The following is a 26,275-nucleotide window of genomic DNA, read 5'->3' on the forward strand; positions in this document are numbered from 1 at the left end:
GAAAGGCAGGTGGCGGGCATGAAGAGGGCCCGGACGGGCGTCCGGAGGGGGACGCGGCGGAGTCGCGGACGGCGTCGCGGGCGGGCCGCACGAGGCTTCGGAGGGCCTGCGGAAGCGGGCCGCGAGCGGGGGCGCGCCGTGCTACGGGCACGTGCGGAGCCGGGCGTGAGAAGCCTGCGGAGCCGGTCGGCCGGGCGGGTTCGGAGGCGGGCGGCGAGCCGGGCACGAGGAGCCTGAGGGGCCGGGCGGCAAGGCCTGTGCGGAAGTCGGCGGCCAGCCGGCGCGAGGAGCCTGCTGGAGCCGGGGCCACGTCGGGCGCGGCGCCGGGCGCGAGGAGCGTGCAGGGGGCGTGCGTCCGGGTGACCTCGCCCGTAAGCTGTATCGGCCACCTTCACGCCTTACAGAGTTCGCGTCGCCCGGGATGACCGGGCGGCCGAGCCGAGCCGACCGGAGACCCCCGTGCCCAGCCCGTACCGTGCCCTGTTCGCCGCCCCCGGCTCCAAGGGCTTCTCCGCCGCGGGCTTCCTCGGCCGGATGCCGCTGTCGATGATGGGCATCGGCGTCGTCACGATGATCTCCCAGCTGACCGGGCGGTACGGGCTCGCCGGTGCGCTGACGGCGACCATGGCGCTGGCCGCGGCCGTCCTCGGTCCCCAGGTGTCGCGCCTCGTGGACCGGCACGGACAGCGGCGGGTGCTGCGGCCCGTGACGCTGTTCGCCCTCGCGGCGGCCGCCGGGCTGCTGTGCGCCGCCCGTTTCGAGTGGCCGGACCAAATACTGTTCGTGTGCGCGGCGGGCATCGGCTGCGTCCCGAGCGTCGGTGCGATGGTCCGGGCCCGCTGGGCCGCCCTGTACGGGGGCACCCCGCAGCTGCACACCGCGTACTCCTTCGAGTCCGTGGTGGACGAGGTCTGCTTCATCTTCGGGCCGATCATCTCCATCGGCCTGTCCACGGTGTGGTTCCCGGAGGCGGGGCCGCTGCTCGCCGCCTGCTTCCTCGCGGCCGGCGTCTTCTGGCTGACCTCCCAGCGCGCGACCGAGCCCGTGCCGCACCCGCGCGAGCACCACGCCGGCGGCTCGGCACTGCGCTCGGCCGGGCTCCAGGTGCTGGTGGCCACCTTCGTGGCGACCGGCGCGATCTTCGGGGCCGTCGACGTGGTCACCGTGGCCTTCGCCGAGGAGCAGGGGCACAAGGGGGCGGCCAGCGTCGTACTCGCGCTGTACGCGGCGGGTTCGTGCGTCGCCGGCGCCGTGTTCGGGCTGCTGCACTTCAGGGGGGCGCCCGAACGCCGGTGGCTGCTGGGCATATGCGCGATGGCCGTGAGTATGATCCCCCTCCTACTGGTCGGAAACTTGCCGTTCCTGGCCGTGGCGCTGTTCGTTGCGGGCCTGTCCATCGCTCCCACGATGATCACGACGATGTCCCTCATCGAGCAGCACGTACCACGCGCGAAACTGACCGAGGGCATGACCTGGGTGAGCACCGGACTCGCGGTCGGGGTCGCGCTGGGCTCCTCCGTGTCCGGCTGGGTGATCGACGCCGCCGGCGCGGAGGCCGGGTACGGGGTTCCGGCGGTGTCCGGGGCCGTCGCGGTCGCGGTCGGTTTCCTCGGGTATCGCCGGCTGAACAGGCCGGTTCCGCGGCGGGGAGGGTCCCATGAGCACCACAGTGAGCGGGAAGAGCGGCACGTGGCGTAACTGGGCGGGGAACGTCACCGCCCGTCCCGTACGGGAGGTCACCCCCGCCTCGGTGGACGAACTCTCCGCCGCTGTGCGGAAGGCGGCCGACGACGGTCTGCGGGTGAAGGCCGTCGGCACCGGGCACTCCTTCACGGCCGCCGCCGCGACCGACGGTGTGTTGATCCGCCCTCAACTGCTGACCGGCATCCGCGGGATCGACCGCGAGGCGGGCACCGTCACCGTCGAGGCCGGCACTCCGCTCAAGCGGCTCAACACGGCTCTCGCACGTGAGGGACTGTCGCTCACGAACATGGGCGACATCATGGAGCAGACCGTCTCGGGGGCGACCAGCACCGGCACGCACGGCACGGGCCGTGACTCGGCCTCGATCGCCGCACAGATCAAGGGCCTTGAACTGGTCACGGCGGACGGCTCGGTCCTCACCTGCTCCGAGAAGGAGAACCCCGAGGTCTTCGCGGCGGCCCGGATCGGCATCGGCGCGCTGGGCGTCGTCACCGCGATCACCTTCGCCGTGGAGCCCATGTTCCTGCTCACGGCCCGCGAGGAGCCGATGACCTTCGACCGGGTCACCACCGACTTCGACGAACTGTTCACCGAGAACGAGCACTTCGAGTTCTACTGGTTCCCGCACACCGGCAACTGCAACACCAAGCGCAACAACCGCAGCGCGGGTCCGGAGAAGCCGGTGGGGCAGATCGGCGGCTGGATCGAGGACGAGTTGCTCTCCAACGGCGTCTTCCAGGTGGCCAATCTGCTGGGCCGCGCCGTACCCGCCACGATCCCGGCGATCGCGAAGATCTCCAGCCGTGCGCTGTCCGCGCGGACCTACACCGACATTCCCTACAAGGTCTTCACTTCTCCGCGCCGGGTGCGCTTCGTGGAGATGGAGTACGCCGTCCCGCGCGAGGCCCTGGTGGAGACGCTGCGCGAGCTGAGGACGATGGTCGAGCGCTCGTCCCTGCGGGTCAGTTTCCCGGTCGAGGTGCGTACGGCTCCGGCCGACGACATCGCGCTGTCGACGGCGTCCGGGCGGGACAGCGCGTACATCGCCGTCCACATGTTCAGGGGAACCCCCTATCAGGCGTACTTCACCGCCGCCGAGCGCATCTTCACCGCCCACGAGGGGCGCCCGCACTGGGGCAAGGTGCACACGCGCGACGCCGCGTACTTCTCCGAGGTCTACCCGCGCTTCGGCGAGTTCACGGCGCTGAGGGACCGGCTGGACCCGGACCGGCGCTTCGCGAACGACTACTTGCGTCGGGTGCTGGGCTCGTAGGCGCGCTCGGGGTGGAGGTCGGGCCGTCGCTCCCGGCCTCCGCGTCCGAGGGTGCCTGCGCAGGTCGCGATCACGCCGACCAGGCCGGCGCCCAGGATCGTCCCGTAGACGCCGAAGCGGGAGGCGAGCTTCGCGGCCACCGCCGCCGCCACCGCGCTTCCCGCGACTTGAGGCAGGCTCAGGTCGACCCGTTTCCTTGTCGGCCCCTCATCGGCACCCGGCTCATGGACACCCGGCTTCTCGCCGACTTGGGACTTCTTACGCATCCCCGGACCTTGCCCGCCTTCCCGGACTTGGTCGACCGATCGCACGAGAAGGGGACGTACGGGCGAAACGATTGGTTCCGTTTCCGACGATCGGGTGAAGTGCGCCACGTTCCATGGTCACGAATGCGGCGCTTCGGGCGGCCAACTACCGCCCCTTGCCCGAAGTTGGGCGGCGCGCCGATCCACGTAGGTGGCCCGAATGGAGTACTGTTGCGAGCCCTGGGTCCGGACTCCCGCCAGGGTGTCCGGGGCCTTGCAGGATCGCCGGGAGGGGGCTCGTTGCACAGGGTGATGAGGTTCGTCACTTAGCGTTGCGAAAAGGTAACCGTGCCATAACGGCGCTCCCGGGCCCATGCCCGACACGCCGGGCAACTCGGCAAGGTTGTGGCAGGCTGCACCCGGGCAGGCCACACTCGACTAGCGGAAGCAGCGACGCACGTGACGTCGGCAGGCACCACCCGGGAGGTCCCCATGCCCGAACTGCGTGTCGTGGCCGTCTCTAACGACGGCACACGGCTGGTGCTGAAGGCTGCGGACAGCACGGAGTACACGCTTCCGATTGACGAGCGTCTGCGCGCCGCCGTACGCGGTGACCGTCCCCGCCTCGGCCAGATCGAGATCGAGGTGGAGAGCCATCTCCGCCCCCGTGACATCCAGGCGCGTATACGTGCCGGCGCCTCCGCGGAGGAGGTCGCCCAGCTCGCCGGTATCCCCGTCGACCGCGTGCGCCGCTTCGAGGGGCCCGTACTCGCCGAGCGCGCCTTCATGGCCGAGCGCGCGAGGAAGACCCCGGTCCGCCGCCCCGGCGAGAACGCCGGACCCCAGCTCGGCGAGGCAGTCCAGGAGCGACTGCTGCTGCGCGGCGCCGAGAAGGACACGGTGCAGTGGGACTCGTGGCGCCGCGACGACGGCACCTGGGAGGTCCTGCTGGTCTACCGGGTCGCGGGCGAACCGCACTCGGCGAGCTGGACGTACGACCCGCCGCGGCGTCTGGTCCAGGCCGTCGACGACGAGGCGCGCTCACTGATCGGCGAGTCCGACGACCTCGCCGCGCCCGAGCCGAGCTTCCCGTTCGTCCCGCGGATCGCACGGCTGCCCCGGGACCGTCCGCTGGACCGCGCCCTGGACCGGCAGATGGAGCGGCCGAGCCTGCCCGCCCCGCCCCCGGAGCCCGTCGAGGAGTCCGGCGACCGGGATTCGCTGACCAGCCTCCTGGAGGCGGTGCCCAGCTTCCGGGGCGACATGGTGGTGCCCGAGCGGCCCTCGACCACGGAGCGGCCCGCCGCGGAGGAGCCCGACCCCGAGCCCGAGGCGGAGGAGCCCCCGGCTCCCGCGGCGTCGGCCGGTGCCGGTTCGGCGTACGCGGACGTCCTGATGCCGCGTTCGGTGGGCAGCCACCGCGACCGTCTGGTCGGCGCGACCGACCGGCAGGCCGAGGCCGACGGCGTCCGGCCGGGCCGCCGAGCGGCGGTACCGAGCTGGGACGAGATCGTCTTCGGTACGCGACGGAAGAAGCAGGACTAGTCAGTTGTCCGACGAAGGGGCCCGCACCGGTTCGGCGCGGGCCCCTTCGCTGTCACTGGGGGTCGGGTCCCACCGCGACCGGACGGCTCCCGTCCCGGGACCACTCGGACCAGGAACCCACGTACAGGGCCGCGGGGATGCCAGCCACGGCGAGGGCCAGGACCTCGTGCGCGCCGGAGACACCGGAGCCGCAGTAGACGCCCACCTCGGAAGTGGCGTCGGCGCCCAGCGACTTGAAGCGGTCGGCGAGTTCGGCGGCGGGCAGGAACCGTCCGTCGGCCCCGACGTTCTCCGTGGTCGGCGCGGACACGGCGCCGGGGATGTGCCCGCCGACCGGGTCGATCGGCTCGACCTCGCCGCGGTAGCGCTCACCCGCGCGGGCGTCGAGCAGGACACCGGTGCGGGCGAGCGCCGCCGCGCCGTCCGCGTCGAGCAGAGGGCGCGCACCCGGTGCCGGTACGAAGCTTCCGGGCTCCGGAGCCGGCCGCTCCGAGGACACCGGCCCGTTCCAGGCGGCGAACCCTCCGTCGAGGACGCGTACCGAGGAATGACCCGAATAGCCCAGCAGCCACCAGGCGCGCGCGGCGGCCCAGCCCTGGCCGCCGTCGTACACGACGACATCGCGGTCCGCGGACACGCCGGCGGCTCGCATCGCGGAGCCGAAGACCTCGAGATCGGGCAGGGGATGCCGCCCGGCCGCCCCGGCCGGACCGGCGAGTTCGGAATCCAGATCGACGAAGACGGCTCCCGGGATGTGCGCCTTCTCGTACTCGTCGCGCAGGTTCGGGCCGCCCAACTGCCAGCGGACGTCGAGGAGGACCGGCGGGTTCGGTCCTGCCAGATCGCTCGCGAGTTCAGGTGCGGTGATGATGGCGTTCATGGCCACCATCCTTGCGCACGGGGTGGCCGCGTCGTCCAGCTCCGGCTACTCTGCTCGGCCGGACAGGTCCGATCACGAGGCGTACAGGATCGGGCACATGCTGTACAGCTGATGGACACCACCCGGCAATCACGCCGAAACGGATGAGAAACGACACTCCGGGCATCCTCCGGCCGGGGACCGCTGAGCGGCGGTGCGACCGGAACGCGCGGCAGGACCGGTGGTGCGAACATCGGCACGGGGCTTGCACGGGTGCCGCTGCGGTACCCGTGTTCGTAGGCGGAAGGTGACCGGCCACCGCGAGGGGCCGAGAAGAGAGTGACGATGACCGAGGCACGGGGGTCGACCGGCCTGAACGGCACCACGCACGCTCGGCGCACACCCGGCACACCCTGCTGGGTGAGCCTGATGGTGCACGGGATGGCCGCGACCCAGGAGTTCTACGGACAGCTGTTCGGCTGGGAGTTCCGGCCGGGACCGCAGCAGCTCGGCCCGTACGCGCGGGCTCTGCTGGACGGTCACGAGGTGGCGGGCATCGGCCAGCTGCCACCCGACCGGCATCTGCCCATCGCCTGGACGCCCTACCTCGCCTCGGACGACGTGGACGTGACCGCGGAGACGGTCCGCCACAGCGGCGGCACGGTGGGCGTGGGTCCCCTCGACGCCGGGGATGCCGGGCGCATGGCGATCGCCTCGGACCCGACCGGTGCCGTCTTCGGCATCTGGCAGGCTGCCGAGCACCTGGGCACGGGGATCACCGGGCTGCCCGGCACGCCCGCGTGGAACGAGCTCGTGACCCGCGACACCGACAGCGTGGTCAAGTTCTACCAAGGGGTGTTCGGATACCGGCTCGAGCCGACCGTCTCGGCCGACTTCGACTATGTGACCCTGCACATCGAGGGCCACCCGGTCGCCGGCGTCCACGGCGTCGGGAACGCGCTGCCGCGCGACCGCGGACCGCACTGGCTGACGTACTTCGAGGTCGCGGACGTGGACGACGCCGCCCAGCATGTCGTCGAGCTCGGCGGGCATCTCCTCAAGTCCGCCCACGACTCGCCGTACGGGCGGGTGGCGACGGTGGCGGACCCCGAGGGTGCGATGTTCTCACTCATCCACGCCGACCGCCGGGATTCCTGAGGGGCCCGGGGCCGGCCGGCCCCTGTGACGTCCCGGGACTCACATCCCGCGCGATCAGGCCGAGGCGACCGGCAGCACGTCCGGTGACAGGGCGCCCGCCCGGGCCGTCGCGGCCGTCATCCGACGGCGATGGTGCCGGCGGCACAGCACCTCGTACCCGATGTCCTCGGACTGGTTGACGTCGCCGACGACGACCTGTGCGCCCTCGACGACCATCTCGCCACCTATGGTGCGGGCGTTGTGGGTCGCGCGGGCGCCGCACCAGCACAGTGCCTCGACCTGGAGGACCTCGACCCGGTCGGCCAGCTCCACGAGCCGCTGGGAGCCGGGGAAGAGCTTGGACCGGAAGTCGGTGGTGATCCCGAAGGCGTAGACGTCGAGGCCCAGGTCGTCCACCACGCGGGCGAGCTGGTCTATCTGCGCGGGGGCGAGGAACTGCGCCTCGTCCGCGATCACATAGTCCGCCCGGCCGCCCTGGGAGAGATGGTCGACCAGGTATCCGTACAGGTCCTGGTCGTCCGCCACCTCGACGGCGTCCGTGACCAGGCCCAGGCGGGAGGAGAGCTTGCCCTCGCCCGCCCGGTCGTCACGCGTGAAGATCATGCCCTGCAGACCCCGCGCCGAGCGGTTGTGCTCGATCTGGAGAGCCAGCGTCGACTTCCCGCAGTCCATGGTTCCGGAGAAGAACACCAGCTCGGGCATGGGGAGTTGAGCACCTTTCGGCAACGGGAGTACGGGGCGGGGGTACGTGATCAGCGTACGGGAACAGCCTAGGAGCGTACGTGCAGGAGGGGCACGAGCTGTTCGGCGGGGGTCATGGAGCCGTGGTTGCCGACCATCGCGGACTCCTTCGGCTCCCGCTCGGACGCGATGATCAGCACGTCGTCGCGGGCCGCCGCGACGACGTCGCCGATCCGGGCGTACACCCGCTCGTCGACCTGCGGACCGAACCAGCCCGCGGCGATCGCCTCGTCCCGCGAGGCCACCCAGAACTGCTCGCCGAGCACCTCGCGCCAGCAGGTCAGGACGTCCGCCGCGGCGCCCGGCACCGCGTAGACATGGCGGGCGCGGCCCTCCCCGCCCAGCAGGGCGACCCCGGCGCGCAGCTCCCAGTCCTCGTCGAAGTCGATGCGGTGCTGCTCGTCGAACGGGATGTCGACCATGCCGTGGTCGGCGGTCACGTACAGCGCCGTGCGGGGCGGCAACTGCTCCGCGAGGCGCTGGACCAGCCGGTCGACGTACATGAGCTGGCCGCGCCAGGGGTCCGAGTCGACGCCGAAGCGATGGCCCTTGCCGTCCACCTCGGCGTAGTACGTGTAGACCAGCGAACGGTCCCCGGCGGCCAGTTGTTCGGCCGCGAGGTCCATGCGCTCCTCGCCGGACAGCCGTCCGTGGAACGTGCCGCCGGACAGCGCGATCTTCGTCAGGGGCGTGTTCTGGAAGGTGGGCGACGAGACCTGCGCGGTGTGCACGCCCGCCGCGTCCGCCAGCTGGAAGACCGTCGGATAGGGCTGCCAGGCGGTCGGCTCCGTCCACGGGTTCCAACGGAGCTGGTTCATCAGCTCGCCGGTCGCCGGATTGCGGGCGGTGTAGCCGGGCAGGCCGTGCGCGCCGGGCGGCAGGCCGGTGCCCACGGAGGCGAGCGAGGTCGCTGTGGTCGCGGGGTAACCCGCGGTGATGGGGCGGCCCGTGCCCCCTCGGGACGACGCCAGGAGCGACGCCATGAAGGGGGCCTCTTCGGGGTGGGCCTTGAGCTGCTCCCAGCCGAGACCGTCGATCAGGAAGACGCAGTTCCGGTCGGCCGCGTCCAGCTCCGGTATGGCGGCGGTCAGGCCGGGCACCCCCATGCCCGCTGCGAGCGTGGGCAGCAGGTCCGCCAGGGAACCGGCGCCGTACTCGGGGACGGGCGCGGTGTCCACGGCGAGCGGCTCCGGCTGGTCCCAGGCGGACGGGGGCGGGGCGGGCGCGAAACGCCCGCCCTCGTGGGCTGCGGAGGGGAACGGGTGCGACATCAGCGGGTGATGTCCGCGGTCGCCTCGGAGAGCGACTGCGCGAAGGCCAGGGCCTGGCGCACCGTCTCCGGGCCGTCCCCGGCCTCGCTGACCCGCAGGCTCAGGTCGTCGGCCGTCGAATTGCCCGTGTAGCCGTGGTCCGCTTCACAGTTGGGGTCGCCGCAGGCGGCGGGCTCCAGGTCGATGCGGGAGACCGCACCCCAGCCGATGGTCAGGACGACCTCGCGGGGCAGGGTGCCCGGTGTGTACGACTCCGGGTTGGAGACGACGCGGCTGAGGACGACCGACGAGATCCGGCCGAGTTTCACCGACTCCGTCGATGTCGTGGCGTACGGCGTCGGGGAGGTGCTGTCCGCGGCCTGCTCGTCGGTGTGGCTCACGATGAAGCGGTTTCCGGTGAGGACGAGGACCGTGACGTGCCGGCGCACCTCATTGGCGTCGAACGTCGTCTCCTGGTGGACCAGGTACGACCGGATGGTCTCGCCGCCGATCGCGGCCTCCACCGCCTCGGCCACGAGGGCCGGGTAGTAGCCGCTGCGCTCGATCGCCGCTCGCAGCCCCTGGGTCGTCGTACTGGTCTTGGCCATGACGTCCATCCTACGGTGGCCCACTGACTGCGAGGCACCGCTCGCGGGTGTCCGTCGCGCACGGACCGGGCACCGGGCGGGCGCGGCACGGATCACCCGCCGCGGGCCCGGACGGCGGCCGGGGCTCAGACCACGGGGAGCGTGCGAGGACCGAGATCGTCGCGCACGGGTGCCCGGGCCAGCCGCACGGTGGCGCCGAGCACACTGAGGCCGTGCGGGGCGACCACCACGGGCTCCAGCGACACGGCGACGACCTCGGGATGGTCGTCGACCAACCGCGACACCCGCAGCAGCAGCTCTTCGAGGGCAGCCGTGTCGACCGGCGCGGAGCCCCGCCAGCCGAACAGCAACGGCGCCGTCCTGATCGATCTGACCAGGGAGGCCGCCTCCCGGTCGGTGACCGGGACCAGCCGGTGCGCGGTGTCGCCGAGCAGCTCGGAGGCGGCTCCGGCGAGCCCGAAGGACAGGACCGCCCCGGCCGCCGGGTCGATGACGGCGCGTACGACGGTGTCCACTCCGCGCGGCGCCATCGCCTGCACGACGGGGCGCAGCTCCTGGGGCGTCCCGAACAGGTCGGTCAACTCCGTGTACGCCCGTCGCAATTGCTCCTCGTCCGCCAGGTCGAGCCGGACTCCTCCCAGGTCGGCGCGGTGCCGCAGATGCGGGGCGGTCGTCTTGAGGGCCACGGGATAGCCGAGGGTGCGCGCGGCCTCCACGGCGTCGCCGGGTGTGGGCGCGGGCAGGGCCCGGCGCACGTCGATGCCGTAGCGCCCGAGCAGGACGCAGGCCTCCTCCGTGCCGAGCGTCAGCCCCTCGCCTCGTGCGAGGAGGGCGTCGATCTGCGCGGCCGCCCCCTTCTCGTCGATGTCCTCGTACTCGGGCACCTTGCCGGGCTGGGCGGCGTCGCGTCGCCACTGGGCGTACCTGACGGCTTCTGCGAGGGCGCGGACGGCACGCTCGGCCGCGGGGTAGGCCGGGATGAGGCGGCGGTCCGGCGCCGGCGCGGATCCCGCCGGCGTCGGCTGACCCTCGCCGGGCGGACCGGGGGTCCGCGATGCGGGCGGGGCCGGGGCGGCGGGGGTGCGGGTTCCGTCCGCGGCTCCGGGAGCCGGAGCCGCGGCCTGGGGCGCGGTGCTCGCCGCCGCGGACAGCGCTTCGGCGAGTCCGCCGAGCTCGACGTGCACGACCAGCACCGGCTTCGTGGGGGCCTCGGCGGAGGCCGAGCGCAGGGCCTCGGCGAGGGCCGCGTCCCGGGCGGACGTCTCCCCCACCGCCGGGATCGCCGTCACCACGACGGCGTCGCAGCCGCCCTCGGACAGGGCGTGGGCCAGCGCGCGCCGGAAGTCCTCCGCCGACGCCGCCGTGGTCAGGTCCAGCGGGGGCAGTGGACGCAGCCCCTGGGCGAGGCAGGCGTCGTAGGTGAGGAGTCCCAGCGACTCCGAATTGCCGAGGATGGCCACCCGGGGACCCTGGGGCAGCGGCTGACGGGCCAGGAGCAGCCCGGCGTCGACCAGTTCGGTGATGGTGTCCACGCGGATCACCCCGGCCTGCCGCAGCAGGGCGGACACGGTGGCGTACGGCAGGCGGGTGGGCCGCACGGTGTGGCCGAGGGGCGCGACTCCGCCGTGCCGCGCGCCCTGCACCACGACCAGCGGCTTGGCCGCCGCCGTCCGGCGGGCCAGGCGCGTGAACTTGCGCGGGTTGCCGATGGATTCAAGGTACATGAGGACGACGTCGGTGTCCGGGTCGTCGTACCAGTACTGGAGGACGTCGTTGCCCGAGACGTCCGCGCGGTTGCCCGAGGAGACGAAGGTGGACACGCCGGTCACACCGGTGACACCGCCGCCGCGCCGGTGCAGCCGGGACAGCAGGGCGATGCCGATGGCCCCGGACTGGGCGAACAGCCCTATCCGCCCGGGTCGCGGCATCTCCGGGGCGAGCGAGGCGTTGAGGCGCACCTGCGGGGACGTGTTGATGACGCCGAAGGCATTGGGGCCGATGATCCGCATGCCGTACGAGCGTGCCTGGCGCACCAGTTCGCGCTGGAGTCGGCGTCCTTCGGGACCGCTGTCCGCGTATCCGGCGGAGACCACCACGAGTCCCTGCACTCCGTGCACCCCGCACTCCGCGACGACCTCGGGGACACGCGGCGCGGGCACGGCGACGACCGCGAGGTCGACGGGCTCGGTGATGTCGCGCACGGAGCGGTAGGCGGGGACTCCGTCGAGTTCCTTCTCCTGGAGCGCCTTGTTGACCGCGAAGAGGCGGCCCGTGAAACCGGCGTCGCGCAGGTTGGCGAGGACGCTGCGACCGACGCCGCCGGGGGTGCGGCCCGCGCCGATGACGGCGACCGAGCCGGGGGCGAGCAGCCGCTGCACGGACCTGGCCTCGGCGCGCTGCTCCCGCGCCCACTGGACGGCACGCGAGCGGTCGGTGGGTTCGAGGTCGAACTCCAGGCGTACGACGCCGTCCTCGAAGCTGCGCTTCTGGGTGTACCCGGCGTCCGTGAACACCTTGATCATCTTGTTGTTGGCGGGCAGCACCTCGGCGGCGAAGCGGCGGATGCCTCGCTCACGGGCCACGGCCGCGATGTGTTCGAGGAGGGCCGAGGCGACACCACGGCCCTGGTGGGCGTCCTGGACGAGGAAGGCGACCTCGGCCTCGTCGGCGGGGGCGGACGCGGGCAGGCCGTCGGGATTGATGCGGTCGTAGCGTACGGTGGCGATGAACTCGCCGCCCACTGTGGCCGCGAGACCCACCCTGTCCACAAAGTCGTGGTGCGTGAAGCGGTGGACGTCCTTCGCGGACAGGCGCGGATACGGCGCGAAGAAGCGGTAGTACTTCGACTCGTCGGACACCTGCTCGTAGAAGCTGACCAGGCGCTCGGCGTCATCGACGGTGATGGGCCTGATGCGTGCGGTGCCGCCGTCGCGCAGCACCACGTCGGCTTCCCAGTGAGCGGGGTACGCGTGCCCGTCCGGCGAGGTCTGCATGGGCCCCAGAGTACGGCTCGCGTCCGACAACGGCGCGAGGCAGTCTGTGGGGGACGGAAGCCGGATCGAGGCCGCGATCCGGCGACACTCGGGACGGGGCACCGGCCCGCTCCGGGCAGTCTTCACGTTGTGGGACACTGGTCTAGACAACCCTGAACACCTGAAGGGCAGCATCACATGGCTGAGCGCCGCGTCAACGTCGGCTGGGCTGAGGGCCTCCACGCCCGCCCCGCCTCCATCTTCGTCCGGGCCGCCACGGCCTCCGGCATCCCCGTGACGATCGCCAAGGCCGACGGCAACCCCGTCAACGCGGCCTCCATGCTCGCGGTCCTCGGCCTGGGCGCCCAGGGCGGCGAGGAGATCGTCCTCGCCTCCGACGCCGAGGGTGCGGACGCCGCCCTCGACCGCCTGGCCAAGCTCGTCGCCGAGGGGCTCGAGGAGCTCCCGGAGACCGTCTGAGCGCATTGCCGGCGACGGCGGCCTTCGCCCCGAAAGGCGAGAGAACGCCGGCCCGCACATCGACCGAAGGGCTCGTCCGAGAATCTCGGACGAGCCCTTTTCTTTTCCCGTTTCCGGGCAGCAGAAATAATCCCCCGCGAATTACCCTTCTTTGTATACGGCGCCCGTGTTAATGCCGCACGCCCGTCATGTTTACGGGATGTTGCGAAGTCCTCACACGTTCCGTCCGGTCCCCGCCGCCGGGAAAGCGGAGCCGGTGCGCGGCCGTCGCGCGCTCCGCGTGCAGAGCCGTGATCGACCGCGCCCGCTCGCTGTCACCCCGCGCGACGGCGTCCACGATCCCGCCGTGCTCCGCCCAGGACTCCGCCGGGCCGGCCGGCACCTCCACGGTGTACATCCAGGCGATCTTGTGCCGCAGCTGGGCGAGCGTGGAGGTCAGCGCCGGGCTGCCGGAGGCCTGCGCGAGGGTCTCGTGGAACCAGCCGCCCAAGGAGCGCAGATCCTCGCTGTGCCCCCTCCTGGCGCGCTCCTGGCCGAGCCTGACCAGGCCTCGGAGCACCTTCAGGTGGGCCTCGGTGCGGCGCTGCGCGGCCCGCGCCGCACCCAGCGGCTCCAGCAGCATCCGCATCTCCAGCAGGTCCGACGCCTCCTGTTCGGTCGGCTCGGCGACACACGCGCCCGCGTGCCGCCGGGTGACGACGAAGCCCTCGGCCTCCAGGGTGCGCAGCGCTTCGCGCACCGGGACGCGCGAGACGCCGTAGCGGCGGGCGAGCAGTTCCTCGGTGAGCCGGCTGCCGCGCTCGTAGACGCCCGCGACGATGTCGTCACGGATCGCCGTGCATACCGAGTGCGCCGGAATACGCATGACCGGACCTCCGCTTTAATGCCCGCGAAACGCCATCGATTGACGCCTGTTCAGTGACTCTATTGCAGGCTGCCGGAATTTCCGACGGGAGGCCGGAATCCATGGATATTTTTTGGACAGGTGCCCGGCCGAAACGACGATGCCCCGGCTCGGTGAGCCGGGGCATCCGAAGTCGTGAAGAAGCCGCGGAGCGGACGTCGAGGTACACACCGCGCGAGCGGCGGCGCGTGGGACGTCAGTGCCCTGCGTGCGCAGGTGCGTCAGACGCTCACACCGCGCGCGCGGAGGTAGCCGACGGGGTCCATGTCCGAGCCGTACTCCGCGGTCGTACGGGCCTCGAAGTGGAGGTGCGGTCCGGTGGTGTTCCCGGTGGACCCGGAGAGGGCTATCCGCTGCCCCGGAGTGACCGCCTGGCCGACGGAGACGCCGATGGACGACAGGTGGCCGTACATGGTGTACGTGCCGTCGTGCATCTTGATCACGACCTGGTTGCCGTAGGCGCCGCCCCAGCCGGCCGTGACGACCGTGCCCGAGCCGACGGCGTGGACCGGGGTGCCGGACGCCGCGTGGAAGTCGACGCCGGTGTGGCTGCCGGAGGACCAGAGGCTGCCACCGGTCTTGTAGCCCGTGGAGACGTACGAGCCGGTGATCGGCAGGACGAAGGAGTTGAGGCGCTTGCGCTCGGCCTCGCGGGCGGCGCGCTCCTTGGCCTCACGCTCCTTCCGGGCCTCCTCGGCGGCCCGCTTGCGGGCGGCCTCCTCGGCCTTCTTCAGCGCCGCGGCCTCGTCGGCGGCGCGCTGCTGCGCCGCGGCCTGCTCGTCGATCTGCTCGGCGACCGAGTCGCCGAGGGTGACGACCGGGGTCAGTCCGGTCTGCTCGACGGACGATTCCGCGGCGAGCGCGGGTGCGGCCAGCGCCCCGACGACGCCGGTGGTGGTGAGCGCCGCGACGCCGACGGCGTTCGTGGTGGTGCGCTTCACGCGGCTCGGACGACGATGCTTCCCGGTGCCACAGGTGAACGCCATGTAGGGGCTGGTCCTTTCCTTCCCTCTCGCCTACCGGGTTAGCTGACGGGTTCGGAGCAGGAAGGTCTCCTACGGACCCCCTCCGGGAGGGCGTCCGATTCACCCCAGGGACTGCGAATGGGTCCCCGGCTCCCCTGGCTCGCGCCGTACGGGGACTCGGCGATGACTGTCCGGTGCCGCGGGCGCGGCGCACTGCCTGGCGAACAGCCGGATCGACGCTAGACGGGGCGTCTTCCAAACAACAAACGGATCACGGTTTTTGTAGTGCATGCCACAGGGCAGACGACAACCTCTCTACCAATAAGGACAAATCGAGGAGGAAGTCCGGACAAAGCGAGGCCCAGGTGACGCAAGCGTCACCTGGGCCTCCGAGACGTCGCGCCGCCCTACTCGGCAGTCACGACGGTCACTTCACCGATTCCGAGGGCCTCGACGGGCTCCTTGATCTGCTCGGCGTCGCCCACCAGGACCGTCACCAGCCGGTCCACCGGGAAGGCGTTCACGACGGCCGCCGTGGCCTCCACGGTGCCCGTCGCGGCCAGCTGCTGATACAGCGTCGCCTGGTAGTCGTCGGGCAGGAACTGCTCGACCTGGTCCGCGAGTGTGCTCGCCACGGCCGCCGCGGTCTCGAACTTGAGGGGCGCCACACCGACCAGGTTCTGCACGGCGACGTCCCGCTCCGCGTCGGTCAGACCCTCCGCGGCGAGGGTGCGCAGCACCTTCCACAGGTCGTCGAGCGCCGGACCCGTGTTCGGGGTGTCCACGGAGCCGCTGATGGCGAGCATCGCCACGCCCGTGGTGCCCGCGGCGGACGACGGCGCGGCCCGCAGGACCTGGCCGAACGCCCGCACACCGTAGGTGTATCCCTTCTCCTCGCGCAGGACCCGGTCCAGACGTGAGGTGAGGGTGCCGCCGAGGCAGTAGGTGCCGAGCACCTGGGCGGGCCACACACGGTCGTGCCGGTCGGCCCCCACACGGCCGATGAGCAGCTGCGTCTGGACGGCGCCTGGCCGGTCGACGATGACCACACGGCCCGTGTCGTCGGCGCTCACCGGCGGCACCGGGCGCGGCTCGGCAAACGAGCCGGTCCAGGAGCCGAGCGTGTCGCCGAGCAGTTCGTCGACGTCGACGCCGGTGAGGTCACCGACGATGACCGCGGTCCCGGTCGCGGGACGCACGTGCTTCTCGTAGAAGGCGCGCACGGCCGCCGAGTCGATGCTCTCGACGGTCTCCTCGGTGCCCTGCCGCGGGCGCGACATGCGCGAGGTCGACGGAAACAGCTCCTTGGAGAGCTCCTTGGCTGCGCGGCGGGCCGGGTTGGCCGACTCGTGCGGGATCTCGTCCAGCCGGTTGCGCACCAGCCGCTCGACCTCGCTGTCCTCGAACGCCGGTGCCCGCAGGGCGTCGGCCAGCAGACCGAGCGCCTTGGGCAGGCGGGAGACGGGGACTTCGAGCGACAGACGCACGCCGGGGTGGTCCGCGTGCGCGTCCAGCGTGGCGCCGCAGCGCTCCAGCTCCGCGGCGAACTCCTCGGCGGAGTGCTTGTCCGTGCCCTCCGAGAAGGCCCGCGCCATGATGGTGGCGACGCCGTCCAGACCGGCCGGCTCGGCCTCCAGGGGCGCCGCGAGCAGCACCTCGACGGCGACGACCTGCTGGCCGGGGCGGTGGCAGCGCAGCACCGTCAGGCCGTTGTCCAGCGTGCCCCGCTCGGGGGCCGGGAACGCCCAGGGCTTGGCCTCGCCCGCCTGGGGCTGCGGGTGGAAATCCATGCTCGCGAGCTCGGTCACTTCGCCGACTCCTCGTCCTCGTCGGTGGTTTCGGCGGTCTGGGGGGCCTCGGCGACCGGCTCGTAGACGAGCACCGCGCGGTTGTCGGGGCGCAGCCGGGCCTTGGCGATCTCCTGGACCTCCTCCGCGGTGACGGCGAGGACGCGCTGCACGGCGGTCAGGGCGAGCTGCGGGTCGCCGAACAGGACGGCGAACCGGCACAGTTCGTCGGCGCGGCCCGCGACCGTGCCCAGCCGGTCCAGCCACTCGCGCTCGAGCTGGGCCTGCGCCCGCTCCATCTCCTCGGCGGTGGGACCCTCCTCGGCGAACCGGGCGAGCTCCGCGTCGACGGCGGCCTCGATGACCGGGACCTCGACGTCGCCGGACGTCTTCACGTCGAGCCACCCCAAGGAGGGCGCGCCGGCGAGCCTGAGCAGGCCGAACCCGGCCGCGACGGCGGTACGGTCGCGGCGGACCAGCCGGTTGTAGAGCCGGGACGACTCGCCGCCGCCGAGGATGGTGAGGGCCAGGTCTGCCGCGTCGCACGCACGCGTGCCGTCCTCCGGGAGCCGGTAGGCGGCCATCAGGGCGCGCGCCGGGACCTCTTCCTCGACGACCTCGCGCAGCTGCTCGCCGATGACGTCGGGCAGCGAGCCGTCGCGCGGTGCGGGCTTGCCGTCGTGTCCGGGGATCGAACCGAAGTACTTCTCGATCCAGGCGAGCGTCTGCTGCGGATCGATGTCACCGACGACCGACAGGACCGCGTTGTTGGGCGCGTAGTAGGTGCGGAAGAACGCGCGCGCGTCCTCCAGGGTGGCGGCGTCCAGGTCCGCCATCGACCCGATGGGGGTGTGGTGGTAAGGGTGGCCCTCGGGGTACGCCAGCGCGGTCAGCCTCTCGAACGCGGTGCCGTACGGGACGTTGTCGTAGCGCTGACGACGCTCGTTCTTCACGACGTCCCGCTGGTTCTCCATCGACTCGTCGTCGAGCGCGGCGAGCAGCGAGCCCATGCGGTCGGCCTCCAGCCAGAGCGCGAGCTCCAGCTGGTGGGCGGGCATGGTCTCGAAGTAGTTGGTGCGCTCGAAGCTCGTCGTGCCGTTGAGCGAACCGCCGGCGCCCTGGACGAGCTCGAAGTGGCCGTTGCCGTGGACCTGCTTGGAGCCCTGGAACATCAGGTGCTCGAAGAGGTGAGCAAGTCCGGTACGGCCGTTGACCTCGTGACGCGAGCCGACGTCGTACCAGAGGCACACCGCCGCGACCGGGGTCAGGTGGTCCTCGGAGAGCACCACGCGCAGGCCGTTGGTCAGGCGGTGCTCGGTCGCTGTCAGGCCGCCGGAGCCTGCCTCGGCTGTGGCCGTGTGACCCATGGGCATGTACGTCCCTTCGATCGCGGAAAACTGCCTTTTCCTGTCGGTCCTGCCACTGTATGCAAGCGCGCGGAAAGCTGGCGAAGTTCCCGCACCCCGTACGCCGAGAGCGAGACTCACGTGTACTACGGTCCCTGCCGGGCGAGTCGGCGGGACACGCCGCGGACGCAAACCCCGGTGTGCCGTGGGCAGGTCTCCCGGCGTGCCGCCGCGGACGCGGCCCGGAACTCGGCGAGGGCGGGTCCGGGAACCGGTCGTGGACAGGTCCGGGACCGTCGTGGACAGCTCCGGTGACCGGTCGTGGACAGGTCCGGTGATTGTCTTCGCGAGGGCCGGGGACTCGTCACCGACCGGGTCCGGGGCCTGGCGCGGAACGCGGCCGGGACCCTCCGCGGACCGGGTCCGGGACCTGTCACCGAAGGGTCGCGAGACCCGCTACGGACGGGTCGCGGTCCACGTTGTCAGTGGGGCGGTCCACAATGGTCCGCGTCAGAACCCGTTCATGCCCCGGCAGAGACTGTGAAGGAGCCGCAGCAGCGATGGCCCGCCGCAGCACGAAGACCCCGCCGCCCGACGACTCGTACGAGGAGAAGATCCTCGACATCGACGTCGTGGACGAGATGCAGGGCTCCTTCCTTGAGTACGCGTACTCGGTCATCTACTCGCGAGCCCTGCCGGACGCCCGGGACGGGCTCAAGCCCGTGCACCGCCGCATCGTCTACCAGATGAACGAGATGGGCCTGCGCCCCGACCGCGGCTACGTGAAGTGCGCCCGCGTCGTCGGCGAGGTGATGGGTAAGCTCCACCCGCACGGCGACGCGTCGATCTACGACGCGCTGGTGCGTCTGGCCCAGCCCTTCTCGATGCGTCTGCCCCTGGTCGACGGCCACGGCAACTTCGGCTCGCTGGGCAATGACGACCCGCCGGCCGCGATGCGTTACACCGAGTGCCGGATGGCCGACGCCACGTCACTGATGACCGAGTCCATCGACGAGGACACGGTCGATTTCACGCCGAACTACGACGGCCAGGAGCGGGAGCCCGGGGTCCTCCCCGCCGCGTATCCGAACCTCCTGGTCAACGGCTCTCAGGGCATCGCCGTCGGCATGGCCACCAACATGCCGCCGCACAACCTCGGAGAGGTGATCGCCGCCGCCCGGCACCTGATCCGCCACCCCGGCGCCGACCTCGACACGCTGATGAAGTACGTTCCGGGCCCCGACCTGCCCACGGGCGGCCGGATCGTCGGCCTCTCCGGCATCAGGGACGCGTACGAGAACGGCCGGGGCACCTTCAAGATCCGCGCCACGGTCTCCGTGGAGAACGTGACCGCGCGCCGCAAGGGCCTCGTCGTCACCGAACTGCCCTTCACCGTCGGCCCGGAGAAGGTGATCTCGAAGATCAAGGACCTGGTCGGTTCCAAGAAGCTCCAGGGCATCGCGGACGTCAAGGACCTCACCGACCGTGCGCACGGACTGCGTCTGGTCATCGAGGTCAAGAACGGCTTCGTGCCGGAGGCCGTCCTCGAACAGCTCTACAAGCTGACGCCGATGGAGGAGTCCTTCGGCATCAACAACGTGGCGCTGGTGGACGGTCAGCCGCTCACCCTGGGCCTCAAGGAGCTCCTGGAGGTCTACCTCGACCACCGCTTCGAGGTCGTCCGCCGTCGCAGCGAGTTCCGTCGCGGCAAGAAGCGCGACCGGCTGCACCTGGTCGAGGGCCTCCTCGTCGCCCTGCTGGACATCGACGAGGTCATCCGCCTCATCCGCTCCAGTGAGAACTCCGCGCAGGCCAAGGAGCGCCTGATCGAGCGGTTCTCGCTCTCCGAGGTGCAGACGCAGTACATCCTCGACACGCCGCTGCGCCGGCTCACCAAGTTCGACCGCATCGAGCTGGAGTCGGAGCGCGACCGGCTGAACGGCGAGATCGACGAGCTGACCGGGATCCTGGAGTCGGACACGGAGCTGCGCAAGCTCGTCTCCACCGAACTGGCCGCGGTCGCCAAGAAGTTCGGTACCGACCGGCGCACCGTGCTCCTGGAGTCCGCGGGCGCGCCCGCGACGGCGGTCCCGCTCCAGGTGGCGGACGACCCGTGCCGGGTGCTGCTGTCCTCCACGGGCCTGCTGGCGCGCACGGCGAACGGCGAGGCGTTCGCGGACGCCGCGGAGGCCCGGCGCACCAAGCACGACGTGATCGTCTCCGCGGTGCCCGCGACGGCGCTCGGCGAGGTGGGTGTGGTCACGTCCTCCGGCCGCCTGCTGCGGCTGAACGTGATCGACCTCCCGCAGCTGCCGGAGACGGTCACGGCGCCCAATCTCTCCGGCGGCGCGCCCATCTCGGAGTTCCTGTCCTCCCTGGAGGCGGACGAGACGGTGGTGTGTCTGACGACGCTCGACGAGTCGTCGCCTGGACTGGCCATCGGCACGGAGCAGGGTGTCGTCAAGCGCGTGGTCCCCGACTACCCCTCGAACAAGGAGGAGTTGGAGGTCATCGCGCTCAAGGACGGCGACCGCATCGTCGGCGCCGCGGAGCTGCGCACCGGTGAGGAGGACCTCGTCTTCATCACGGACGACGCCCAACTGCTGCGCTACCAGGCCTCTCAGGTCCGCCCGCAGGGCCGGGCCGCGGGCGGCATGGCGGGCATCAAGCTCACCGACGGCGCCAAGGTGATCTCCTTCACCGCGGTCGACCCCGCGGTCGACGCGGTGGTGTTCACGGTCGCGGGCTCCCGCGGCACTCTGGACGACTCCGTCCAGACCACGGCCAAGCTCACCCCGTTCGACCAGTACCCACGCAAGGGCCGCGCCACGGGTGGTGTGCGCTGCCAGCGGTTCCTGAAGGGCGAGGACTGCCTGTCGCTGGCCTGGGCCGGCGCGACGCCCGCTCGGGCCGCGCAGAAGAACGGCACACCGGTCGAGCTGCCGGACGTCGACCCGCGCCGCGACGGCTCGGGCGTGTCCCTCGCGAAGACGGTGGCCGTGGTGGCGGGCCCGGTGTAGTCCGCCGGCCCTCTCCACTCAGAGGCCAGGGGCCCTGGCCCCACTCAGAGACCAGGGGCCCTGGCCGCCGCGTCTCAGCGGTCGGGGTCCGTGTCGTCGAGGTCCTGTACGTAGCGGAGGACGCCCCACATGCTGTGCTCGTCGGCGTGTGGGGCGTCCTCCTGGCACGCCTCCAGCTCCTTGGCCAGAGCCGTCCCGTCGATGCCGGAGCCGATCAGGACAAGCTGGGTGAGGCGCTCCTCGGCGCGGCCCCAGGCTTCCGGGTAGAAGCGCAGGAACCTTCCGACGGCGTGGACGGCGTAACGGTTGGCGCTGTCCTGCACGCCGAAGTCGACGGATCCCTTGATGCGGTAGAGGCCCTCCGGCCGGCTGTCGAGGAAGGCCATCAGCCTCCGCGGGTCGAGCGGCACCACGGAGCTGAAGGAGACGGACTCGTAGGCGGAGTGCAGATGACCGGTGTGACCGGTCGCCGCGTGCCCGTGGCCGTCCAGCCCCTCCTCGCGCTCCTGCCCGTGCTCGCCCTGGTCGTGCAGATCGTCGAAGGACAGCTGTCCGACGCGTTCCTCGCTCGGCCGGCAGTCGAAGAGGAACTCCGGATCGATACGACCGTACGAGGCGGGGACGACGGCGGCGCGGCCGGCGAGTTCCCGGACGGTGCGGAGCACTCGTTCCCCGTCGACGGCGCGGTCGATCTTGTTGACGACGACGAGGTCGGCGATGCCGAGGTGCCTGTCGATCTCGGGATGCCGTTCCCGGGTGGAGTCGAACTCGGCGGCGTCGACGACCTCGACGAGCCCTCCGTACACGATCCCCGGGTGCTCGCTGGCGAGCACCATCCGCACGAGCTCCTGGGGCTCGGCCAGGCCGCTCGCCTCGATGACGATGACGTCGACGCGCGCCGAGGGCTGGGCGAGCCGGGTCAGGTACTGGTCGAGCTCGCCGGCGTCGACGGCGCAGCAGAGGCACCCGTTGCCCAGTGAGACGGTCGAGTCGCCCAGCGCTCCGGCCACCGCCATGGCGTCGATCTCGATCGCCCCGAAGTCGTTGACGACGGCCGCGATACGGCTGCCGCCGCTGTGGTGCAGGAGGTGGTTGAGCAGTGTGGTCTTGCCTGAGCCGAGGAACCCGGCGAGCACGACGACGGGAATCTGCCCGGGCACACCCTGCGCGTTCGGGGGACGCTCGGGACTGGACGGCTGGCTCAACGGGCGACCTCTTTCATACCGGCACGTGCACCGGCTCGCGGACCGGCTCCCGTACGAGCACGGCTCACACACCGGCGCTCGCAGGGACAATCAATGCCGACCCAGCATACGAGTGGGGGGAAACGCCCCGAAGTGAACGATTGTTAGCGGCGCTCGCGGGGCACACGTTGGACATGGCGCCGGGATACACGACCCGCACTTCCCTCCGTGCGCCTCCTCTCCGCCTCCCTGCCGATCAGAGCCGCTCGGCAACACTGGGAGACGGCAAGCGCGCCGCCCACCGCTCGCCGGTCCGCTCCCTGTCGCCCCACCACCGACGACCGGCGCAAGGTCGCCTGATTCGGGGGTTGACATGACCACACAGAACTTTGGGGCGCGGAGCTCGGGCTCTGCCGTGACGGCAGGGCTCGCCTTCGCGGCCGGGGCCCTCGTGGTCCTGGCCGTCCAGCAACGGCGCCTGGAAGCCCTCCGTCTACGGGTCGCTCAGGTGGAACGGATCGACGGAAGGAACGCGAGGCTCGCGGAGCAGCAGCGCTTCCAGACGTATCTGCTCGACAAGGCTCTCGGAGATCCGGACCTCGCCGAGGTGCTGAGCACCATCGACGAACTGGACCCGGTCCGACGGCGTCAGTACCTCTTCGCCAACGCGCTGTACACGAACGCCCTGCGTGCGCACCGGGCCGGAGACGTCGACTGGGACGAGTTGCACGGCCATCTCAGGGTGATCTGCCAGAGCGCGATCTTTCGCGACTACTGGGACGCCACGCGCCACCATCGCGCAAGCCTCAAGAAGTCCTCACAGGAGGCGCGCGTGGGCCGAATGACGGACGCCCTCATACGCGATCTGGACCAATCGGACACGGAGGAGTGGTGGGTGGTGGGTGAGCCACCGAGGGAACGGGACTGATGTTTGGGGCGCGAACAAGCAGTCGTCGTAGGCCAGTTGGCCTAGGGGGCCGAAGGTTTAAGCCGTTAAACTCTCGGCTACTGTGTCCCCGTTTTCACTGTCTAAACTTGAGGACCGGGATCACCTTGAAAATCCTGCGCCGCATCGGCGCGTCTCCACGCGAGCGAGGCAGCCTGTCGGGCGAGACGTGCCCCGACATCTTCGAGCTCAGCGACGGGAACTTCGCCGTCATCGGCACCGAGGCGACAGCGACGCTCGACACCGAACTCCCCCATGACGCCGCTCGCGCGGACTACGAGCGCATCGTCGTCGTCAGCCGGGAAACGCTCATCCGCGCGAAGGCGGACATCCCCGACAGTTGAACTGGGCCCATGGCCATCGCAGGACCCGCCCGTGGTCCGTCGAGATCCATCGGTCACCCCGACCCTTCTCCGGACCGCGGCCACGACACCGGGCCCATACCCCCTCATCCACGAGCCCCGCGGACATCCCCACCGCCGGTGGCCCGAGCTGCGCCGACGCTCACCGCGCACCGTGCCGCTCGACACGAACTTCCCGAGGTCCAGCACCGACCGGTGCTGGACCTCTCGCGTGCCAGGACGTGCCGCTTCTCGCGCCGCCACGGAGCGGCGCAGCCACGATCCCGGGCACCATCGGACGGGCGTCTACACGGCCCTCGGCACGGCCGCCGGCGCCCCCGGACCCACATACCGTGCCGCCGGGCGGATGATCTTCGAGTCCTCCGACTGTTCCAGGATGTTGGCGCTCCAGCCGACGACGCGGGCGGCGGCGAAGGTCGGGGTGAACATCTCCCGGGGCAGTCCGCAGAGTTCCATGACCACGCCCGCGTAGAACTCCACGTTCGTGTGCAGTTCCCGGCCCGGCTTGAGCTCGGCGAGGATCGCTTCCACCTGGCGTTCGACCTCGACGGCGAAGTCGACCAGCGGGCCGCCGAAGGACTGCGCGATGCCCCGGAGCATGCGCGAGCGGGGATCCTCCGTGCGGTAGACCGGGTGCCCGAATCCCATGATGCGATCGCCGGCCAGGACGCGTTCACGAATCCACGGGTCGATGCGCTCGGGGGTGCCGATCGCGTCGAGGGTGTCCAGGGCCCTGCTGGGAGCACCGCCGTGGAGGGGTCCGGACAGGGCGCCGACCGCTCCCACGAGGCACGCCGCCACGTCCGCTCCCGTGGACGCGATCACGCGTGCCGTGAAGGTTGATGCATTGAAACCGTGGTCAATGGTCGAGATGAGATATTGCTCGACCGCACGGGCCCGGTCGGCATCGGGCTCGGAGCCGGTCAACATGTACAGATAGTTGGCGGCGTACCCGAGGTCCTCGCGCGGGCCCACCGGATCCAGGCCCTGGCCGAGGCGGTACAGCGCGGTGAGAAGTGTCGGGACGGCCGCGGTGATCGCGAGCGTGTCCGCGAGGCGCCGCTCGGCGTCGATGTCGTACACAGGCCGGAATCCGGCTGCGCCGCCGAGGAGCGACAGTGCCGTACGCAGCCCGGCGAGCGGCCCCGAGAGGCGCGTCGCCGCGGCGATCGCGGGCAGCGCGGTGCGGACCTCGTCCGGCAGCCGGCGCAGCCGCACCGTCCGCGCGGTGAACGCCGCGCGCTGTGCCGCGTCGGGCAGTTCGCCGTGGACGAGCAGATGCCAGACGTCCTCGAAGCCGCGGGTTTGCGCGAGTTCGACGGCCGAGTACTGGCGGTAGTGGTAGAAGCCCTCCAGCCCCCTGACGTCACCCAGTCGGGTGTCGGTGACGACGACGCCCGCGAGTCCTCGCGGCACGTCGGCGGAGGTGGTGGACGCGGCCCGGTTGATCGGCATGTTTCCTCCCTGGACTTGACTAGACTGTCCATGCTTGACTCAATCACTGTCAATATTGATTAAATCAATGCATCGATCCATGGATACGGTGGCGCCATGAGGGATCAAGAAGCGGCAGCGTCCGGGCACGAGGGCCGACGGCTCAGCACCAAGGAGACCGCCGAGCTGCTCGGCGTGAAACCCGAGACCGTGTACGCCTACGTGAGCCGCGGCCAGCTGAGCAGCCGGCGCGAACCGACCGGCCGCGGCAGCACCTTCGACGCCAAGGAGGTGGAGGCGCTCGCGCGCCGCAACAGGCGTGAGACCGGGTCGAGTTCGAGCACGAGCGACGAGTTGTCCGTGCGCACCCGCATCACCCTCATCGACAAGGACCGGTACTACTTCCGCGGGGTCGACGCGACGGAGTTGGCCGCGGCGTACTCCTACGAGGAGATCGCCGAGTGGCTCTGGACGGGACACATGCGCCCTGGCGTCACGTTCACCGCCCCTGAAGCGTCCGTCGCCGTCGCGCGCCGCGCCGTGGACGCGCTGCCCGAGCACAGCGGCCCGACCGACCGGCTGCGCGTGGCGGCGATCGCCGCGGCGGCCGCCGATCCACTGCGCTTCGACCTCACCGAGAACGCCGTCCTGGGCACCGGACGGACCCTGATCCCCACGCTCGTGGCGGCCCTTCCGCCCCTGCGTCACGACCGCCGCGACGAGGGCCCGCTCGCCCACCGCCTGTGGAATCGGCTCACCGGACGTACACCGGACGACGCGTCACTGCGTGTGCTGGACACGGCACTTGGCCTCCTCGTGGACCACGACCTCGCCGCCTCGACACTGGCGGTCCGGGTCGCGGCGTCGGCCCGCGCCCACGCGTACGCCGCGGTGTCGGCGGGCCTCGGCGCACTCGAAGGCCCCCTTCACGGCGCGGCCAGCAGACTCGCCCACCGAATGCTCCTCGACGTCCTGGACCGGGGCACGGCCGCCCCCGTCGTCGCCGACGAACTGCGCGCCGGGCGCCGTGTCCCCGGGCTCGGTCACCGGCTCTACCCCGGCGAGGACCCCCGCGCGCGTGCTCTGTTCGCCCTGCTGGAGGACGTCCCCGCCGCCGGACCCGCGCTGGCGGCGGCCCAGGACGTCGTGACGACCACCGCCCGTCACGCGCCCCTGCACGCCAATGTCGACCTGGCGCTGGCCGTCCTCACCGTCTCGTCCGGGATGTCGGCCTCCGCAGGGGAGACGGTCTTCGCCGTCGCCCGTACGGCGGGCTGGATCGCCCACACCCTGGAGGAGTACGCGGAGCGCCCCCTGCGCATGCGCCCGAGCGGCCGGTACGTGGGGGAACGCCCTCCGCAGCCGCTCCCTCGCTAGGAGATGCGCTCCCCTCCCGAGCTGCGCACGCCCCCCAGTGCGCCTGAACCACCCCAAGCGCGCCCCCATCGGCGGGGCCGGAAGTCACCCCGACTCAAGTCAGGTTAGGCTCACC

Annotated in this window: 20 protein-coding genes, 1 pseudogene and 1 riboswitch; of the genes and pseudogenes, 9 read left to right on the forward strand and 12 right to left on the reverse strand. The window is 71.4% G+C overall.

Annotated elements, in window-relative coordinates; all coding sequences use genetic code 11:
- The first annotated feature begins 459 nt into the window (after window positions 1-459).
- Window positions 460-1,698 (forward strand): MFS transporter, encoded by a 1,239-nt coding sequence (locus H305_RS0121875; protein ID WP_028802260.1) that lies wholly within the window; start codon window positions 460-462, stop codon window positions 1,696-1,698.
- On the forward strand, window positions 1,658-2,977 hold the full coding sequence (locus tag H305_RS0121880) for a D-arabinono-1,4-lactone oxidase (protein WP_028802261.1): 1,320 nt from the start codon (window positions 1,658-1,660) through the stop codon (window positions 2,975-2,977). The genes H305_RS0121875 and H305_RS0121880 overlap by 41 nt, the downstream gene beginning before the upstream one ends.
- Before the next feature lie 47 nt (window positions 2,978-3,024).
- Here the strand turns inward: H305_RS0121880 and H305_RS50880 are convergent.
- A pseudogene (locus H305_RS50880) lies at window positions 3,025-3,243 on the reverse strand (hypothetical protein); the annotation flags it as partial.
- A 438-nt stretch (window positions 3,244-3,681) separates the two neighbouring features.
- Between H305_RS50880 and sepH the strand changes: the two are divergent.
- Window positions 3,682-4,767, forward strand: coding sequence for a septation protein SepH (gene sepH / locus H305_RS0121890; protein WP_028802263.1), 1,086 nt, complete (start codon window positions 3,682-3,684; stop codon window positions 4,765-4,767).
- Window positions 4,768-4,819: 52 nt separating this feature from the next.
- On the opposite strand, the gene H305_RS0121895 is transcribed toward sepH, so the two are convergent.
- Entirely contained in the window at window positions 4,820-5,647 is an 828-nt protein-coding gene (locus tag H305_RS0121895; protein ID WP_028802264.1) for a sulfurtransferase, read from the reverse strand.
- Window positions 5,648-5,971: 324 nt separating this feature from the next.
- Between H305_RS0121895 and H305_RS0121905 the strand changes: the two genes are divergently transcribed.
- Window positions 5,972-6,784 (forward strand): VOC family protein, encoded by an 813-nt coding sequence (locus H305_RS0121905; protein WP_028802265.1) that lies wholly within the window; start codon window positions 5,972-5,974, stop codon window positions 6,782-6,784.
- A gap of 54 nt (window positions 6,785-6,838) precedes the next feature.
- On the opposite strand, the gene H305_RS0121910 is transcribed toward H305_RS0121905, so the two are convergent.
- From H305_RS0121910 to H305_RS0121925, 4 genes are all read right to left on the reverse strand, one after another.
- Window positions 6,839-7,486: a thymidine kinase gene (locus H305_RS0121910; protein ID WP_028802266.1), complete on the reverse strand. Its 648-nt coding sequence runs from the start codon at window positions 7,484-7,486 to the stop codon at window positions 6,839-6,841.
- Between the two features lie 68 nt (window positions 7,487-7,554).
- Window positions 7,555-8,796, reverse strand: a complete 1,242-nt coding sequence (locus H305_RS0121915) for an alkaline phosphatase family protein (RefSeq protein ID WP_028802267.1) — start codon at window positions 8,794-8,796, stop codon at window positions 7,555-7,557.
- Window positions 8,796-9,383 (reverse strand): DUF5998 family protein, encoded by a 588-nt coding sequence (locus H305_RS0121920; protein WP_028802268.1) that lies wholly within the window; start codon window positions 9,381-9,383, stop codon window positions 8,796-8,798. The genes H305_RS0121915 and H305_RS0121920 overlap by 1 nt, the downstream gene beginning before the upstream one ends.
- Window positions 9,384-9,508: 125 nt before the next feature.
- The gene (locus H305_RS0121925; RefSeq protein ID WP_028802269.1) at window positions 9,509-12,376 is read right to left on the reverse strand and encodes a bifunctional GNAT family N-acetyltransferase/acetate--CoA ligase family protein; all 2,868 of its coding nucleotides are present in this window, start codon (window positions 12,374-12,376) and stop codon (window positions 9,509-9,511) included.
- Between the two features lie 177 nt (window positions 12,377-12,553).
- Between H305_RS0121925 and H305_RS0121930 the strand changes: the two genes are divergently transcribed.
- On the forward strand, window positions 12,554-12,835 hold the full coding sequence (locus tag H305_RS0121930; RefSeq protein ID WP_028802270.1) for an HPr family phosphocarrier protein: 282 nt from the start codon (window positions 12,554-12,556) through the stop codon (window positions 12,833-12,835).
- A gap of 169 nt (window positions 12,836-13,004) precedes the next feature.
- Here the strand turns inward: H305_RS0121930 and H305_RS0121935 are convergent, their stop codons facing one another.
- The 4 genes from H305_RS0121935 to H305_RS0121950 form a co-directional block, all read right to left on the reverse strand.
- A complete protein-coding gene (locus H305_RS0121935) occupies window positions 13,005-13,700 on the reverse strand; it encodes a GntR family transcriptional regulator (protein ID WP_028802271.1) in 696 nt (231 codons plus the stop codon).
- 260 nt (window positions 13,701-13,960) lie between these two features.
- On the reverse strand, window positions 13,961-14,725 hold the full coding sequence (locus H305_RS0121940) for a M23 family metallopeptidase (protein ID WP_028802272.1): 765 nt from the start codon (window positions 14,723-14,725) through the stop codon (window positions 13,961-13,963).
- Window positions 14,726-14,737: 12 nt separating this feature from the next.
- Window positions 14,738-14,897, reverse strand: a riboswitch (cyclic di-AMP (ydaO/yuaA leader).
- A 214-nt stretch (window positions 14,898-15,111) separates the two neighbouring features.
- Window positions 15,112-16,512, reverse strand: a complete 1,401-nt coding sequence (locus tag H305_RS0121945) for a M16 family metallopeptidase (protein ID WP_028802273.1) — start codon at window positions 16,510-16,512, stop codon at window positions 15,112-15,114.
- Window positions 16,509-17,864: a M16 family metallopeptidase gene (locus H305_RS0121950; protein ID WP_028802274.1), complete on the reverse strand. Its 1,356-nt coding sequence runs from the start codon at window positions 17,862-17,864 to the stop codon at window positions 16,509-16,511. The genes H305_RS0121945 and H305_RS0121950 overlap by 4 nt, the downstream gene beginning before the upstream one ends.
- Window positions 17,865-18,397: 533 nt before the next feature.
- On the opposite strand from H305_RS0121950, the gene H305_RS0121955 reads away from it, so the two are divergent.
- Window positions 18,398-20,857, forward strand: coding sequence for a DNA gyrase/topoisomerase IV subunit A (locus H305_RS0121955; protein WP_028802275.1), 2,460 nt, complete (start codon window positions 18,398-18,400; stop codon window positions 20,855-20,857).
- A gap of 74 nt (window positions 20,858-20,931) precedes the next feature.
- Here H305_RS0121955 and H305_RS0121960 read toward each other — a convergent pair whose 3' ends face one another.
- Window positions 20,932-22,062, reverse strand: a complete 1,131-nt coding sequence (locus H305_RS0121960) for a CobW family GTP-binding protein (protein WP_234020994.1) — start codon at window positions 22,060-22,062, stop codon at window positions 20,932-20,934.
- Window positions 22,063-22,414: 352 nt separating this feature from the next.
- Between H305_RS0121960 and H305_RS0121965 the strand changes: the two genes are divergently transcribed.
- Together H305_RS0121965 and H305_RS0121970 are read left to right on the forward strand one after the other, a co-directional pair.
- Entirely contained in the window at window positions 22,415-22,969 is a 555-nt protein-coding gene (locus tag H305_RS0121965; protein ID WP_028802277.1) for a DUF6082 family protein, read from the forward strand.
- Window positions 22,970-23,094: 125 nt separating this feature from the next.
- On the forward strand, window positions 23,095-23,331 hold the full coding sequence (locus tag H305_RS0121970) for a hypothetical protein (RefSeq protein ID WP_028802278.1): 237 nt from the start codon (window positions 23,095-23,097) through the stop codon (window positions 23,329-23,331).
- A 303-nt stretch (window positions 23,332-23,634) separates the two neighbouring features.
- On the opposite strand, the gene H305_RS0121975 is transcribed toward H305_RS0121970, so the two are convergent.
- Window positions 23,635-24,804 carry a citrate synthase/methylcitrate synthase gene (locus H305_RS0121975; RefSeq protein WP_028802279.1) on the reverse strand — a complete coding sequence of 390 codons (1,170 nt, stop codon included), beginning with the start codon at window positions 24,802-24,804 and terminating at the stop codon, window positions 23,635-23,637.
- 96 nt (window positions 24,805-24,900) lie between these two features.
- On the opposite strand from H305_RS0121975, the gene H305_RS0121980 reads away from it, so the two are divergent.
- Window positions 24,901-26,160: a citrate synthase gene (locus H305_RS0121980; protein ID WP_028802280.1), complete on the forward strand. Its 1,260-nt coding sequence runs from the start codon at window positions 24,901-24,903 to the stop codon at window positions 26,158-26,160.
- Window positions 26,161-26,275: the final 115 nt, after the last annotated feature.

Origin of the sequence: Streptomyces sp. 142MFCol3.1 (assembly GCF_000424945.1) — a bacterium.
GTDB classification, from domain to species: Bacteria; Actinomycetota; Actinomycetes; order Streptomycetales; family Streptomycetaceae; genus Streptomyces; species Streptomyces siamensis.